The sequence below is a fragment of the Paraburkholderia sp. XV genome, assembly GCF_020177535.1.
Classification (GTDB): Bacteria; Pseudomonadota; Gammaproteobacteria; order Burkholderiales; family Burkholderiaceae; genus Paraburkholderia; species Paraburkholderia caribensis.
In genome coordinates, this window is record NZ_JAGUUD010000006.1 from 15,047 (window position 1) to 30,654 (window position 15,608).

Below are 15,608 nucleotides of genomic sequence, written 5' to 3' on the forward strand. Positions count from 1 at the left end.
TAACGTGCCCCGATGCAAACAGCCGGCAAACACAGCACCCGAGATATCCCATCGTTTTTGGCGCGCTTGCGGCGTTCGTCGCGTGGCGTGGCCCACCAGACACATGCAGGCGCGGACGCACTAGCCGAGCTAGCGCGTGTTTCTCCAGACGACGCTCTGGAACGAGTGCACAGCCTGAGGGCCGGTCTCGAAGACGAGGAAGCCGACCGTCGCTTTCGCATCTCAGGCCCCAATCGCGTATTTCATGAAGTACACCACACATTCATCGACGAACTCGCGGCACGGACGCTCAATCCGCTGAATCTGCTGCTTCTCGTTCTTGCAATCGCGTCTTACGCGCTCGGCGATCCGCGGGCCGCGATCATGATCGGCGTAATGGTCGTTCTCAGCACGTCACTCAGTTTCATCCAGGAACATCGGTCGAATCGGGCCGCTGACGCACTCCGAAAAATGGTGCGAACGACTGCAACGGTAATGCGGCAAACGAAAGGACCCGGCTCGACGCAAATCGAAATACCCATCGAGCAGATTGTGACGGGCGACGTCGTATTGCTGTCAGCGGGGGACATGGTCCCCGCCGATCTGCGACTGATCTCCGCGCGCGATCTTTTCGTTAACCAGTCGGCCTTGACAGGAGAGTCGATGCCGCTTGAAAAGTCTGCACAGCCTTGCCAGACACCCGTGGAATCCGAGTTCGAGTTGTCGAACATCTGTTTCATGGGCACTGCGATCATCAGTGGCGTGGGTTGCGGCGTGGTCGTATCGACTGGCAAGACAACGATATTCGGACGCATTGCCGACGTAGTGGCGGAGCAGCGCGTGCAAACCAGCTTCGACAAAGGTGTCACGCGGTTCACGTGGCTGATGATCCGCTTCATTCTGGTCATGGCTCCCCTCGTTCTCGTCATCAATGGTGTGACGAAAGGAAACTGGTTCGACGCGCTGCTTTTCGCCGTCGCCGTCGCCGTGGGACTCACGCCGGAAATGCTGCCGATGATCGTGACAGTCAATCTCGCCAAAGGCGCAATGGACATGTCCCGCAAGAAGGTAATCGTGAAGCGCCTGAACGCGATTCAGAATTTCGGCGCGCTGGACGTGTTATGCACCGATAAGACGGGAACGCTCACTCAGGACAAGATCATCCTCAAACGTCATCTCGACATTCACGGCAACGAATCGGATCGCGTACTCGAATATGCCTACCTCAATAGCGCACATCAATCGGGCCTAAAAAATCTGCTCGACGTGGCCGTGCTGAAGCACGTCGAACTTCATGAGCAACTCAAGGCTCACGAGAACTACATCAAGATCGACGAGATGCCTTTCGATTTCGAGCGCAGGCGAATGTCGGTCGTCCTCGCGCGGGACGATGGCGCTCATATCGTGATATCGAAGGGCGCGGTCGAAGAGATGTTCTCTGTTTGCACACGTTTCGCAATAGATGGCGATACGGGTGCGCTCGACGAAAGCCACTACGCCGCTACGAAGGAGATCACCGACGCGCTCAACGCCGATGGCTTTCGTGTGGTGGCAGTCGCCTATAAGGAAATACCGCCTGAACAGACCATCTATTCCGTCGCCGACGAATGCGGGATGACGCTGCTTGGCTTCATCGCGTTTCTCGATCCACCGAAGGAGACCGCCGCTGCGGCGCTCGCCGCGTTAAAGGCCAGCGGCGTGCAGGTCAAGATACTCACCGGGGACAACGACCGTGTCACTCGCAAGATCTGCCATGAGGTCGGCATCACTGTCGACAGGATCGTGCTCGGCAGGGAGATCGAACTGCTCTCCCCCGCTGAACTGGCCGATCTGGCAGAACAGGTGTCGGTTTTTGCGAAGGTATCGCCTTCGCAAAAGGCGGCTATCGTCGACGCACTTCACAGCAAGGGGCACGTCGTGGGCTTCCTTGGTGATGGCATCAACGACGGTCCCGCGCTCAAGGCGTCCGACGTGGGCGTGTCGGTCGACAGCGCCGTCGACATCGCGAAGGAATCGGCAGACATCATCCTGCTCGAGAAGAGCCTTGCGGTGCTCGGCGAAGGGGTTCTTGAAGGCCGGAAAGTGTTTGGCAATATCACCAAATACATCAAGATGGGTGCGAGTTCGAACTTCGGAAATATGTTCAGCGTACTAGGCGCCAGCATCATGTTGCCATTCCTTCCGATGGCGCCGATTCAGGTACTCACGAACAATCTGCTCTACGACTTCTCGCAGACGGCCATACCGACCGACAACGTCGACCCGGAGTATCTGAGCGAACCGCGCCGGTGGGATCTCGGCAATATCATGAAGTTCATGCTATTGATGGGTCCGGTGAGTTCGCTGTTCGACTACGCCACCTATTTCATGATGCTGCGCATGTTCAACGCGTGGGACAACCCTGCTCTATTTCAGACCGGCTGGTTTGTCGAATCCGTGATTACGCAGACACTCATCATTCACATCATCCGCACCGCCAAGATGCCATTTATCGAAAGCAGCGCCAGTCCTGCCCTGCTCGCAACGACCCTGCTCGTTGCCGCGACGGGCGTCGTACTGCCATTTACCCCGATTGGCCGCGTGCTCGGCTTCACCCCTTTGCCGTGGGCGTATTGGCCAGCTCTGATGCTGATTCTGCTTGGCTATATGACGCTCACGCATTTGATGAAAACGTGGTTTATCAAGCGTTTCGGACTGAGTTGACCTGCGCAAGATCCGCATTGCGGTCGTTCGTCTTCTCCGCAAGGCTGGTTACGGTGCCTGTCAGGCGTACCACGCCAGCCCGCGCATGTATGGCCGACTTCCCGAGTCAGATGCCAATAGTTGATATGCGTCAACCCACAAAGGTCGAGACGCAAGCTTAATGAATGACGAAAGCCACAGAGACGTAGCGCCCTGGAAAACCCCTGTTGGCAGGAGATCGCATGCTTCCGATCGAAATCCCTTCCGCGCAGCGCCGACGTGACGAACCAGCCCGATTCTGCTTTCGTTACCGCAGACATCGGCGCCATGCAGGTGCATACGACGTCTTCATCGAACTGGACGATACAGGAAACCATTGCCACATAGAGATCCATCATGCCAACGTGCCCACTGAAGAGCGGCGTCCCTTCACCGCCGGACCTCTAAACGTTCGCCGCCTGGGCAACGCTGTGAATCTGTTTGGCCTGGTTGACCGCGTCGTCGGCAAGGACAGGTCACGCCCGCTACCCGGTGGCCTGGTATTCGCGGCTCGACTTAAACCTCCGTATGTGCTCGCGCCGTCCGTCGCCCGGCGTCTACATACGGAAAATAGCGGATCGCAAGCGAGGAGGAAACAGAACGGCGGCGGCCCCATTTCGCACACCCCGCCTCTGCGCGCATTTCAGTCCGAGCATGAGACGAAGGTGATCCATAGAGATAGAGCGCCGCGTGCCCGCGCGCGCCATCGCTACCCTATTCGTCGGATCTCCTGGACCCGCGCGTGACCACCGTTCTTTTACACGCATGAGAACGTTCGCCAAGCGTTCAATCGCGGTTTCAGAGCTTTTCTCAGCGATTCACGCCGTCAAGAAGCGAGTGGCGAACGCCCGCCCAGGTTAAACGGATTGTTGAGTTCTTCCGCTCCGCATATTCCTCCCGCTCCCGTCTCGATCGCGGCTCGCTGGACGTCGCGATCCACGTTTCCGGTAAGCGTTACGCTCCCGCGCTCGACCTCAACACTGATGCTGTGAGGCGACAAACCTTCGACAGACGACAGAGCGACTACGATTCCAGAGGCGAGTCCCTGATGCACCGTATCGTTGAAAGTGCGGCCTGCCTTCAGGCGGACGAGGACCTTGCGTTCCTCGTCTCCAATGGCACGAATCGCACGCTCCACAGCGCTGAATGCAGACGCAGGTGCAACAGTGGACCTACTCATTAGCCGATCACCAGCCGATCGATGATAGTTTTCACACCCGGTGTAGAGCGCGCCGCGCCCCAAACAATCGAGCGCTCCACAAGAGAGCTCAGGCGCCCCGTCAACGTGACGCTCCCCTTGTCGACCTGCACGCCCAGGTGTTTCATTTCACGGTCCGTGTGCCGCTGGATTGCCTTGCGGATGTTGTACTCGATATCGACGGGAGACACCGAGCCGGAAATCCTGATGTCGTTTGTCACGCCTGTGACGCCCCGCATATGTTCGATGTTTTTCTCGGCGATGTGACTCCGGTAGCCGTCCTGGACTTCGCCGCTCAATGTCACCCAGCCTTTTTCGACCTTGATCTTGACGGCATCCTCTTCGAGACCGGAGATCCAGTCGAGCACCGCTCTGACGCTCAACGCAATGTCCTCATCGGTACGACGATTGCTTTCGGCGAGCCGCACGTCGATGTGCGTGACCACGGCCGCGACGCCGGCAATCTTGAGAGCGCACTTCTCGGCAGCTACCTTCTGCGCATAGTCCGCGACCTGTCCGGAAAGCGTGACGATGCCATCGACAACAGCGACGCCTATCCGGTTCGCGTCGATTGCCGGATTGGTGCCCAGATCATCTTCCACTTCCTGACGCAGTTGACTATCCGGCTTCATAACCAATGCCCTCCTGGAATCCATTTGCGGCGCACTGAACACTCCACGCTCTCAGCGTAGCGTCCACAAACCGGGCACAATTGATCGATATCAATCTCACCGCGTGGCAACGAACTCACCTCAGGGAAGTGCCGGCGCGGCGTGGTGCACTAGAACTTGACCAGGATCAATTGGGCACGCTTCGCTGAACGGAGAATCTATCAACGAAGTGCGGACTGAAACGGAGGAGCATCATGGCGCAAACATCGAACCCTGGCACGACGGCCTCAAAGAGCGCATTTCGGCGCGTTATGCTGGCCGTGGATGACTCGGAGGCAACACTGCGCGCAGCCGAATATGCAAAAGCATTGTTCGCCGACCGTGCAAAAATCAGGCTCGTAACGGTTGCCCAGAACCCGCGCACGCTGTTTCCTCTCGGCGCGACGACTCAGGGTTTTCTTGCCGCGGCGAGAGATGAGATCATCGGCGATGCCCGCGCCGCGCTTGCGAAAATTGAAGCGATGTTCGCCGGGATAGAGTTGGAGTTTGGACTGGTCGATCTCTCCGTACATAGCGGCAATACGGCCGATGCACTGCTCGCTACCGCATCGCACTGGAATGCGGATCTGCTCGTGATGGGCATGCGGCATCACCATGGTCTGTTGCGCTGGATCGAAGGTACCGTATCGGAGCCGGTGGCGCAGCGCGCGACCTGCTCTTTGCTGCTGGTGCCAGAGGATTGCCGTGTTCCTACGGACCGGCCCCCCGCGCGTATGGTCTTTGCACTGGATGGGAGCGCATGCTCACTCGCTGCTTTGCAGACGGGTCTCCAGATAGCTACCCCAGATGCGCTGCTGCGCGCGGTCTACGTCGTGGACCGGGCCGTCCATCTGTTCGATGACGGTGCCGCCGCGACGTTGGAAAGCGCATATCTGGAGCAGGGTTACACTGCGCTCGAGCGGGCCGCGCGCATCTGCGCCGATCAGGGCCGCGTCGCGGAGACTGCCCTGATCAAGACGCATACCACCCACGACGATGTTCCGCACGCAATCGTACGGGACACGGCGGAATGGAATGGCGACCTGCTCGTTCTCGGCACGCATGGCAGACGCGGTATCGCGCGATGGCTTCTCGGCAGCGTGGCCGCCCGCACCGTGCGCCTCGTGGATACGCCGGTGCTGCTTGCGCGTAGCGGCGAAGCGACGGCGGACTAGCCCGAACATGCCGGCTGGCGGGCTTCTACGGCGCCTTCTTTCGCGCCGACAGGCGACGTTTGCTCGTCCGCTCCCCAACGCCCTCCCTTCGCCAACGCGAAGGCCGCAGCCGCAATCTGCGCTCGTGAAGCAGCAAGCTCCAGTCCAGGCGGACGAAGAGCACAACCAGTCCGATCGTCGCGAGTTGCGACGCTATGAAATAAAGGCTGAAAAACGTGCCCTCGAACTCAGACTCTGGATCGATAAGACCATGCACCCACTGCGCGAGACTGGCCCATGCCGCATAACTTGCCACGCGCCCGATGAAGAAAGGCACGCCTATTAGCCAGAGATTCGCGCGCATCAGCCCATACGCGATGAAAAGATAATTCGACGGCAGCGGACTGAACGCGTAAAGGAGGAAGGCGCCCGCCATCGCGGCCTTGTGCCGACTCAGACGTGACTTCAGTATGTCGATATTCTCGCGGTCCGCCTCGCGCAGCCATCTGCTGCGCACCAGCCGTCCCGCACTGCGCGCGAGCACCAGACGCGCACAGGTTGCCGCGCAGGCCGCGACGAGCGCGACCAGGAAGGGATTGGCTTCGGGACGCTGGAACCCGATCCAGGACATCGCGAGCCAGGTCGGCGGCGCGAACGCGGGAATCAGGTTCAACACGAACACCGCGGCGAACAGGATGAACAGATACTTCACGTCAGTCGTCTCACCTATACGCGTTCGCCTGACTCAGCCCGACCACGCCAGGACCGCGTACAGACCAAAGACACGCGCTATCGCGGGCGCCATCAGCAGCACACAAAGCGCGATCAGCGCAAAACCCGCGACGGCCAACCCGTATGGATTCGTATCCCGCAGATGACGTGGCACGGTCCCTCTCGCCAGCAGGCGCACGGCCAGCATGATGCCGACGTTGCCCAACACCAGCATTGGAAAGGCCACCGTGCGTGCGGCGACTGCGTCGAATCCGCCCGACAACATCGAGGCATACGCCAGGACCACGGCAATGCCTACCGCGCATCCGATCGCCACGCTGGCCGCGAGCGCCCGGTTGGTCATCAGGCGCTCGCCGGCGCGCCTCGGCGGTTCGCGCATGACGGTTGGCTTTTCGCGCTCATTCTCGAAGACGATCGAGCAAACGGGCGCAATGATCATCTCGACCGCCACGATATGCAACGGGCCGAGCAGCGGCGGCCACCCGGCGAGAACGGGAATCGTCGCGGCGGCGATCATGGGCAAGTGCGCCGCCACCGAAAAGCTGATCGCCTGCTTCAGATTCGCGTAGATGCGCCGGCCGAGACGAATGGCCAATACGATCGGCGTGAAGTCGTCCCGCAACAGTACGAGAGACGCAACTTCGCGTGCCACCTCGGCGCCACGCCGGCCCATCGCGATGCCAATATGCGCGGCCTTGAGTGCCGGCGCGTCATTGACTCCATCGCCCGTCATGGCGACCACCTCGCCGGCGCGGCGGAATGCATTCACCAGCCGCAACTTCTGCTCGGGTGTCACGCGCGCAAACACGCTCGTGTCGCGTATCACCCGTTGCAGAGCTGCGTCGTCCATGGCGACGAGTTCGGCGCCCGTCATGACGCGCGCGGTATCGATGCCAACCTCCGCGGCGATCGCGCGCGCCGTCGACGGATAGTCTCCCGTAATCATCACGACACGCACGCCAGCCGCCTTGCATTCGGCAATCGCGCCCGCGACTTCCGGGCGCACGGGGTCGAGCAAGCCAACGAGCCCCACGAACGTGAAATCGAAATCGTGCTGTCTGTCGGGCCATGTCTCGCCGCGATGCCGTGCTCGCGCCACCCCGAGCACACGCAATCCGTTCTCCGCCATCCGCGTCGCACGCTCGAGCACCGCTTGCGCGTCGTGAGGAGACATTCCGCACAATGCGCAGATCGCTTCGGGTGCGCCCTTGCAAGCCACCAGACGATCGCCGCCATCGGAGGTCTGCCACCCGTGCGACATCGCAGGCAAGTCGGGCGTCAACGCATACTCCTGCACGAGCGACCAATGCCGGTGCAAGCGGCCCGTATTGGCAAGGTATGCTTGTCCCGCCTCGTGAAACGCGCGCTCCATCGGGTCGACGGGCTCGATCTCGCTTGCCAGCACGAGATACTCGATCAGTTCATGAAATACGGGGCTGATTTCCGGCGCGTCGCTCCTGATCCAGGCTTCGTCGCCGTCCGCATACAGCACGCGCAATGACATACGGTTTTGCGTCAGCGTGCCCGTCTTGTCGACGCACAGCACCGAGGTCTGCCCGAGCGTCTCGATCGCGCTGAGCCGCCGCGTCAACACGCCCTCGTTGACGATCCGGCGCGCGCCCAGTGCCATGAAGACGGTCATGATGATGGGGAGCTCTTCGGGCAGGATGCTGATCGCAAGCGTGATTCCCGCCAGCAGTCCCGGCAGCCACGCATCCGTGCGCCAGCGGTAGGCAAGAACCAGCAACGCACAGATCAGCATTGCCAGGGTCGCGAAACGCCTGACGAATGTGCGGATTTCGCGCTGCAGGGGCGACTGGGTCTCTTTCACGTCGGCAAGTTGCGTACCGATCTGGCCCAGTTGGGTCTTTGCGCCGATTGCTGTCACTGTCATGCAACCCTGGCCTCTGACGACCATGGTGCCCGAGAACAGCACGTTCGGCATGGTGGCGGGCATCGGGCCGTCCGGCGAGCCCGCGAACTTGTCGACAGACATGGATTCGCCCGTGAGCAGCGACTCGTCCACGCTGAGTTCGTGCGCTTCCACGAGCAGGCCGTCGGCAGGCACTTTCGCGCCTTCTTCGACGAAAACGACATCCCCGGGAACGAGTTCCACCGCCGACACGGAAGTCCGTGTTCCATCGCGCAGCACGCGAGCCCGCGGCGCCGACAGGTCCCGCAGCGCGCGCAGCACGCTTGCCGTGCGATGACTCTGGAACATGGTCAGCGCGACTTCCGCTACGACGAAAGCAAGCAGCGTCATTGCTTGCGGCGTATCGCCCAACAGACCGTACAGCACCGCCGCAATGATCAGCAACACAAACATCGGCTCTGCGAGCACGTCGCGCACCGTGCTCCACCACAGGTTGCGCGAGGCCGAAGCGATCACATTGCGGCCATGCACGACGCGCAACGCGGCGACTTCAGCCGTCGTCAGACCGATGGCCGGGTTCGCGCCGGGTGTCGATCGAGTTGCACCATCGTCAACGAACGCCTCCGATGGCGTATCTTCGCGTCTCATGAACGGGCGCCCGCTAGAGACCCACCGACGGTCGACAGCGCGGGCAGCTCGCGTTCGTGCCCCGCGCGGCGCGCTCTTCGAGCGACAGATGAAGATCGGCGCCGCCGCGACGCGGCACACTCACCCACCGGGCCACTTCCGAGCCTCCTGCATTCGCGATGATGCGATAGCGTCCCGCCGGAAGCATGATGTACAGGAACGGCCCTTCGGTGCGGGTGTCGAGCAAGGTCTTCCCGCCCGCGTCGGCAATGCGGACGCCGACGTCGGCGAGATAACCGCCGCCGGGCGACGTGAACATCATGCGAAGACTGTAGCGCGGGGCGAGCGAGAGAAATGCCTTAGCTTCGTCTTCGCCGATGCCTCCCGTCATATACAGCAGACCGTTCGTGCTGACTGCTTCCGGAAGCGATTGCGCGGGCACGGCAATGCTCGCCGTGCCGATGCAAAGCACGAAGCACATCGTACGCAAAAAGTGGTCGAAGCGTTTCATCTGATCTGACCTCCTGAAAGTGCGCGCGGGGGCCGATCAGTCGGCATTTTTCCAGATGACGTAGTACATCACCGCAAGCGCAACCGCGCCGACCAGCGCAATGAATCCGCATCCGAGCGCGACCAACCTGACCATTGCCGTTCTCCGGAACATCTATCAATTACACCAGGCTAACACCCGCGACGGACGCGCAGTTGACACAAGTCAAGCCGGCTCGCACACGCGCCAGTGTTTTCAGTCGAGCCGCTTGAGCGATCCGTTCATGACCTGGATCAATGGCATCACGGCCACATCGGATGCAATGGAGCTTGTGAACATGCATCTGTCTGCGGAGGAGCGATGAAGCTGACCTTTCTCGGTGCGAGCGAAACCGTGACCGGCTCGAAATATCTGCTGGAAGAACCCGGCGTGCGGATTCTCGTCGATTGCGGGCTTTTTCAGGGCGTGAAGAATCTTCGGATGCGCAACTGGGTGCCGCTACCCGTCCCGGCGGATTCGATCGACGCTGTGATACTGACCCATGCACATATCGATCACAGCGGCTATCTGCCGTTGCTCGTGCGCAATGGTTTTCGCGGCGCCGTGTACTGCACGCCGGGGACAGCTGCGCTCTGCGAAATCATGCTGCGCGACAGCGCGAGGCTTCAGGAGGAGGAAGCGGATTTCGCGAACCGCCACGGATTCTCCAAACATCATCCGGCGCTGCCGTTGTATACGCTCGAAGACGCGGAACGCGCGCTGCATCTGTTCGTGCCACGCCCTTTCGACACCCCCGTCGAGTTGCGGCATGGCATCTCGTTCCGGTTTCTGCCCGTGGGCCACATCCTCGGCGCGGGAAGCGTTGTCGTGTGCCGCAATCACAAGGTGCTTGCGTTCTCAGGGGACGTGGGACGGCCGGAAGATCCGATCATGCGCGAACCGACACCGCTGGCGCACGCGGACTATCTCGTCGTCGAATCGACCTACGGCGACCGTCTTCACCCGGATACCAATCCCGAAGATGAGCTTGCGCAGCTGTTCAGCAAGACCTTTGCGAAAGGCGGTGTCGTCGTGATGCCGTGCTTCGCGGTCGGGCGCACACAGGAGATCCTCTACTACATCTCGAAGCTGAAAGAGAAGGGTCGCATGCCGAATGTGCCCGTGTACCTCGACAGCCCAATGGCGACAAGCGTCACGGATGTCTACCGAAAACACCTCGACGAACATCGGTTGACCATCTCCGAAGCGAACGCGATGGACAAGGTGGCGATCATGACCCGAACCGTCGAACAGTCGAAGGCAATTGCCTCTCACAACGGTCCGATGGTGATCATCGCGGGTAGCGGAATGGCGACGGGCGGCCGGGTGCTGCATCACCTGCGCCTCTACGCATCCGATCCGCGCAATACCATTGCGCTCGTCGGATTCCAGGCGGCGGGCACGCGTGGCGCAGCGCTCGCGGCGCACGAAAGCTCGATCAAGCTGCATGGCGAATACGTTCGCGTGCGCGCCAATGTCGTATCGATCTCGTCCCTGTCGGCGCATGCGGACTACCGTGAAATGCTGCAATGGCTATCGAGTCTGCGGGACCCGCCAACGCGCACCTTCGTGACGCATGGCGAGCCGGCAGCCGCCGATGCGATGCGGCGACGCATCTCAGAGACGTTCGGGTGGGCTTGCGAGGTGCCGACCTATGAGCAATCGGTTGAACTTGATGGGCTATAGAAAGAGAGAGCGGCAGCCGTAAGCCGACGCCCCTCTCGACGGCTCGCAGACGAGCGCGGCGAGCAGGGTCAGCGTTTTCTGTTCATCGCCCGGCCGTCGCGAAACAGCGCCGCTGCGGCGATTGCGCCAGGAAATCGTATAAACCGTGTAGCCAGCGTCGACCACGCGGCGTGCTGCACAACGGGATTGGTGGCGACGAATTAGCTGGGCGAGCATGCATCCAGCCATTGGCGCGCAAGAGCCTGATGCGATTGATCTCGCTGCGATGGCGCGTCTACGCGACGGAACGCTCGCGAGCATTCTCTCGCACTGCAGCGAAGGCGACGGGCGAATCGGGGTTTCGTCAGCACCACAAACACATTGTCCACGCGATCCGCGCAAAAGAGCGCATACACCGCCTGGCCTCACATCTTGAACGTTCGCGCCATCTTGAGCTCTATCCATGTCATTCCTTCGCGCAAGGCGTCGAGAACGGCATCGCGTTCAGTGTTGAACTTTTTCCCTTGACGAAAGGCGTGTTCGAATTCACCTTGCGGTGACGAATGCCTGACGTGGATGGTTGAACGATATCCGCCCTCTTCAGCGGGCTCCGTCTGCACGTTCACAGACCATGCACCTTCCTGCACGTTTCCCGACAAAGTCATCTGATGCTCCATTTTAGTTCGCAGCCACGCTCCGCGCGGGAGCCGCGACTGCGACATGCGTCAGGTCATTCGACGACGATATCGTCGACCACAGCGCGCACACCGGGCGCACTCCACGCGGCCCCTCTCGCCACTGAACGCTCCGCATAAGAGCCCACCTTGCCCGTCAGCGTCACCGTGCCATCCTTGACGTCGATACCGATGTGTCTGACCTCGCGTTCGGCGTGCCGCTGCATGGCCTGCGCGATTTTTGCGGCGATGTCCTCCGACGCGACGTTACCGCGGACCTCGATCCGATTGGCGACGCCACGCACGCCGCGCATGTGGCTGATTGCGCGGGCGACCACATGACTCTGGTACGCCCAGTCCACCACGCCCGTCAACGTCACCCAACCCTTCTCGACCTGAACCTTGACCGAATCGTCGGGCAGGCCGACGGTCCAGTGCACGATATCGTGCACTGCAATGCCAATGTCTTCATCGGTGCGCTCGTCCTTCTGAGGCAGCCGCACCTGCATCTCCACAACGACGGCCCGCACGCCGGCCACGCGATGCGCCGCCTTTTCCGCTGCAAGCTTCTCTGCGTAGCTCGGTGGATGTCCGGAGAGCGTGACGACGCGATCCGTCACCTCGACCCCGATGTCCGTCGCAGTAACGGCTGGATCCCACTCAAGTTCCTCCTCGACTTCATTCTTCAACTGCCGGTCTGATTTCATCGCGCAACTCCTGGAAATGAATCGTGGCTCGACCCACAAGAACCAAGCTTCGACCCGCAACCGGTTGAGCGGACTGATTCAGATCAATCGCGCGCATTTTCGCTGCCTTAACCTGATCCAGGTGTTACCTGCACACCTGTCCTTCGCATAGCCGCCAGCCCATGATTCCCTTTTTGATTGCACTCAACGTACTGGGATTCACGATCGAGGCAATGAGCCCCACTTCGCTGATCGACCGTTTTGCGCTGTGGCCACTCCAGCCCGAGACCAGCGACGCGCCCGCCTTCCATCCCTGGCAACTTCTGACTTACAGCGCGTTGCACGCGAACCTCACGCATCTCGCATTCAACATGCTCGGGCTGTTCATGTTCGGCACCGAGGTGGAACGTGTGCTCGGCGCTCGTAAAATATTGCTGCTCTATGCCGCCAGCGTGGCGTGTGGCGGATTCGCGCAGTTATTCATCGGCCTGAAGCTCGCAGGCAACGCGTATCCTGCAATCGGAGCGTCCGCTGGCGTATTCGGTGTCCTGGTCGCGTACGCCCTGATCTTTCCGCGGCGGCGGGTGGTACTTCTGTTTCCGCCCATTCCAATGCCCGCGTGGCTATTTGCCACCGGGTATGCGCTGCTTGAACTGTTACTGGGGATGTCGCGCGAAGCACCGGGCGTTGCCCACTTTGCGCACCTGGGCGGCATGGTCGGCGCCTTTGCGCTGATCGTCTTCTGGTCTCGCAAGCGGCATCGCGGCCCGCTTGACTGAAGTCAAGTGCGAAACATCGGCTCACCACTATCCTGGAAACGATGCACTGCCGGACGCGCGCGTGCATCGGTCCATCCATGGAGGAGTCGACCATGACCAACACACAACTGCTGACCTACGAACCCGCTCCCGTTCGCGCACCGGCTCGTGCGCGGGGTGAAGCCCCCGATTTCATCGAACTGCCCAAGCCTGACATGTCTTCCGGCGCACCATTGATGAAAGCACTCGCGCTGCGCTCCAGCACTCGCGAGTTCTCCGATGCGCCGCTTGCGCCCGCCACGCTTGGCGCGCTGCTATGGGCCGCCGACGGCATCAACCGCCCTCGCGAAGGCGGCCGCACCGCGCCCTCGGCGCACGCATTCAATGAAATTGACCTCTATGCGGTACTGGCCAACGGCGTCTATCGCTACGATGCGCCGATGCACCGGCTGGTGCTCAAGCATGCAAGCGACGCACGCAATCTGACGGGCTATCAGGACTTCGTTGGCGATGCACCGCTGGATCTGGTCTACGTGGTCAACATGTCACGCCTGCTCGAGATGCCGCCGCAGCAGCGCGACATCTTCTCTGCTGTGGTCGCGGGCGCCATGGCGCAAAACGTAGCGTTGTATTGCGCGTCCGAAGGCCTGGGCTGCGTCGTTCGAGGCTGGATCAACCATCGTTTGCTGAGCGACGCGCTGAAACTGAACGAAGACGAGATACCCATTCTCGCTCAGACAGTCGGCACGATGGGTACGTCGCTGACTTCGCTTGCTGATTGAAATATAGACCTCGCGCGACGCCCGGATGATGCAGGGTGCCGCGCGTTCGACACTGTCTCTTTACAGACGATTGCACAAATCCAGAACGAAAAAAAGAAAAGGCGGACCGGTAATTCAAGCCCGCCCTGCTTTGCGTCAGCCGTACCATTTCGTGGTTCAAGGCACTTTTGGTTTCCTATCTTTCCCACATATGCAACGCGTCGAATGACGCGCCGCCACGCCCGATCAACTGATCGTCAGGCGCTTCTGGTCGGTCGGCGCCCGTTTCGGAAGGCTCAAAGACAGCACGCCGTCTTTATACTCTGCCTTCGCGTTGGCTTCGTCGACTTCGCCCGCCAGCGAGAACGAGCGGCTGAACGCGCCGGAATAGCGCTCGCGCCGTATCACGCGCTCGCCATCCTTCTCCTCCTTGTTACGCTCGACCTTCGCATTGATCGAGACGATGCGCCCGTCGATCTGCACGTCGATATCCTTCTTGTCGACGCCCGGAAGCTCTGCCTTCACCGTATAGGCGCCGTCGCTCTCCGTCACATCGATCTTCATGGATGCAAGCTCGGTGTCCTGGGTTGTCGCCATCGAACGCATGGGACGGAAGAAACCCTGAAACAGATCCGCAACGACGGGATCCATCGAGAACGGGTCAAAACGCGTCAGATTGCTCATTGCACCTCTCCTTCAAGTAAGCAGGCCAGCACATGGCCACGATTGTCCGACCGCTAAAGCCGGCTCACAGCGTACCTGCGGCGCACGGCAGCCGCAGACGCACAATTTCATCTGCGATCGCTACGCGCCGATCGACAGGTAATCGATGACGTTGCGCCGCGCGGCGCGCCGCCAGCTTTTCCGCGAAGCTACCCAGATGCCCCGCGAGGGTGACGATACGGTCGCGTACTTCGACCCCCGTACTTCGACCCCCGTACTTCGACCCCGATACCTGCCGCGTTGATCGATGGATCCGACTCCAGTTCCTGCTCGACGTCCTTCCTCAACTGCATGTCGTTTTTCATAGGGTTTTTCTCCTGTACACAGGGCATGAACGTTCCTATGCCCTTCATGTCTTCGCGCGTTGTCGCATCTCGAAGCGATGTCTTTAGCGTACTCACGCGGGAAGCTCCGCAGTTGATTCAAGTCAATCGCGCCGTGTGCGCGAGCGAGACGTGCCGTCCGCAGCTTGCGGGCATCGCGCGAGGGGCATTGCGTCGGCATCGTGATTTCCATGGGACAACGAGAAGCGGCATGTCCGTGAACGGCGCTATGGCCGCTGCGACGCTGCCATAGCGCCATCGCGCTTGCGGGCCGGCACCGTGTGTGCCGAGCACCAGCAAATCGGCACACCATGCGTGCGCGGCTTGCAAGATCGCGATGCCCAGCTCCCGACGCAAGGCTTGGTCGACTTCCTGCCACAAGGCTTCGTCCGATTTCATGACGTGCCCCAAGTCTGCTGTTTCGCGACAAGTCCAGCTTCGTCGATAGCGCCGCACAAGGGTTGATGTCGATCAATCGCCCGCAATCCACATGGATCACGCGCATTGGCGCCGCCACTGTCCGGGCCCCGTTGATACAGATCAAGCCGGTGGCCG

Annotated in this window: 15 protein-coding genes and 1 pseudogene; 6 read left to right on the plus strand and 10 right to left on the minus strand. The window is 60.8% G+C overall.

Going from position 1 to position 15,608, the window contains the following annotated elements:
* The first annotated feature begins 12 nt into the window (after window positions 1–12).
* Together mgtA and KFO72_RS04935 are read left to right on the plus strand one after the other, a co-directional pair.
* Window positions 13–2,682, plus strand: coding sequence for a magnesium-translocating P-type ATPase (gene mgtA / locus KFO72_RS04930; protein ID WP_224099524.1), 2,670 nt, complete (start codon window positions 13–15; stop codon window positions 2,680–2,682).
* A 221-nt stretch (window positions 2,683–2,903) separates the two neighbouring features.
* On the plus strand, window positions 2,904–3,446 hold the full coding sequence (locus KFO72_RS04935; protein WP_225031536.1) for a hypothetical protein: 543 nt from the start codon (window positions 2,904–2,906) through the stop codon (window positions 3,444–3,446).
* 80 nt (window positions 3,447–3,526) lie between these two features.
* On the opposite strand, the gene KFO72_RS04940 is transcribed toward KFO72_RS04935, so the two are convergent.
* Together KFO72_RS04940 and KFO72_RS04945 are read right to left on the minus strand one after the other, a co-directional pair.
* Window positions 3,527–3,880 (minus strand): BON domain-containing protein, encoded by a 354-nt coding sequence (locus KFO72_RS04940; protein ID WP_225031537.1) that lies wholly within the window; start codon window positions 3,878–3,880, stop codon window positions 3,527–3,529.
* Window positions 3,880–4,530 carry a BON domain-containing protein gene (locus KFO72_RS04945; protein WP_054935009.1) on the minus strand — a complete coding sequence of 217 codons (651 nt, stop codon included), beginning with the start codon at window positions 4,528–4,530 and terminating at the stop codon, window positions 3,880–3,882. The genes KFO72_RS04940 and KFO72_RS04945 overlap by 1 nt, the downstream gene beginning before the upstream one ends.
* A 233-nt stretch (window positions 4,531–4,763) precedes the next feature.
* On the opposite strand from KFO72_RS04945, the gene KFO72_RS04950 reads away from it, so the two are divergent.
* Window positions 4,764–5,723, plus strand: a complete 960-nt coding sequence (locus KFO72_RS04950; RefSeq protein WP_060606364.1) for a universal stress protein — start codon at window positions 4,764–4,766, stop codon at window positions 5,721–5,723.
* 25 nt (window positions 5,724–5,748) lie between these two features.
* Here KFO72_RS04950 and KFO72_RS04955 read toward each other — a convergent pair whose 3' ends face one another.
* The 3 genes from KFO72_RS04955 to KFO72_RS04965 are packed head-to-tail and all read right to left on the minus strand — an operon-like array spanning window position 5,749 to window position 9,445.
* A complete protein-coding gene (locus tag KFO72_RS04955) occupies window positions 5,749–6,414 on the minus strand; it encodes a hypothetical protein (RefSeq protein ID WP_224099520.1) in 666 nt (221 codons plus the stop codon).
* 33 nt (window positions 6,415–6,447) lie between these two features.
* Window positions 6,448–8,955, minus strand: a complete 2,508-nt coding sequence (locus tag KFO72_RS04960; protein WP_225031538.1) for a cation-translocating P-type ATPase — start codon at window positions 8,953–8,955, stop codon at window positions 6,448–6,450.
* Between the two features lie 13 nt (window positions 8,956–8,968).
* Window positions 8,969–9,445 (minus strand): hypothetical protein, encoded by a 477-nt coding sequence (locus KFO72_RS04965; RefSeq protein ID WP_054935013.1) that lies wholly within the window; start codon window positions 9,443–9,445, stop codon window positions 8,969–8,971.
* Between the two features lie 339 nt (window positions 9,446–9,784).
* On the opposite strand from KFO72_RS04965, the gene KFO72_RS04970 reads away from it, so the two are divergent.
* Window positions 9,785–11,149 carry an MBL fold metallo-hydrolase RNA specificity domain-containing protein gene (locus KFO72_RS04970; RefSeq protein WP_176052397.1) on the plus strand — a complete coding sequence of 455 codons (1,365 nt, stop codon included), beginning with the start codon at window positions 9,785–9,787 and terminating at the stop codon, window positions 11,147–11,149.
* Between the two features lie 404 nt (window positions 11,150–11,553).
* Here KFO72_RS04970 and KFO72_RS04975 read toward each other — a convergent pair whose 3' ends face one another.
* Both KFO72_RS04975 and KFO72_RS04980 read right to left on the minus strand, forming a co-directional pair.
* The gene (locus KFO72_RS04975) at window positions 11,554–11,793 is read right to left on the minus strand and encodes a hypothetical protein (RefSeq protein WP_054935046.1); all 240 of its coding nucleotides are present in this window, start codon (window positions 11,791–11,793) and stop codon (window positions 11,554–11,556) included.
* Window positions 11,794–11,858: 65 nt separating this feature from the next.
* The gene (locus KFO72_RS04980) at window positions 11,859–12,509 is read right to left on the minus strand and encodes a BON domain-containing protein (RefSeq protein WP_054935015.1); all 651 of its coding nucleotides are present in this window, start codon (window positions 12,507–12,509) and stop codon (window positions 11,859–11,861) included.
* A 161-nt stretch (window positions 12,510–12,670) separates the two neighbouring features.
* Between KFO72_RS04980 and KFO72_RS04985 the strand changes: the two genes are divergently transcribed.
* Complete coding sequence (locus KFO72_RS04985) at window positions 12,671–13,267, plus strand: rhomboid family intramembrane serine protease (protein WP_225031539.1); 597 nt, start codon at window positions 12,671–12,673, stop codon at window positions 13,265–13,267.
* A gap of 92 nt (window positions 13,268–13,359) precedes the next feature.
* The gene (locus tag KFO72_RS04990; RefSeq protein ID WP_224099514.1) at window positions 13,360–14,028 is read left to right on the plus strand and encodes a SagB/ThcOx family dehydrogenase; all 669 of its coding nucleotides are present in this window, start codon (window positions 13,360–13,362) and stop codon (window positions 14,026–14,028) included.
* Between the two features lie 225 nt (window positions 14,029–14,253).
* On the opposite strand, the gene KFO72_RS04995 is transcribed toward KFO72_RS04990, so the two are convergent.
* The 3 genes and pseudogenes from KFO72_RS04995 to KFO72_RS42415 form a co-directional block, all read right to left on the minus strand.
* On the minus strand, window positions 14,254–14,691 hold the full coding sequence (locus KFO72_RS04995; protein WP_054935017.1) for an Hsp20/alpha crystallin family protein: 438 nt from the start codon (window positions 14,689–14,691) through the stop codon (window positions 14,254–14,256).
* Window positions 14,692–14,839: 148 nt separating this feature from the next.
* A pseudogene (locus KFO72_RS05000) lies at window positions 14,840–15,035 on the minus strand (hypothetical protein); the annotation flags it as partial.
* 117 nt (window positions 15,036–15,152) lie between these two features.
* A complete protein-coding gene (locus KFO72_RS42415; protein ID WP_225031540.1) occupies window positions 15,153–15,452 on the minus strand; it encodes a universal stress protein in 300 nt (99 codons plus the stop codon).
* Window positions 15,453–15,608: the final 156 nt, after the last annotated feature.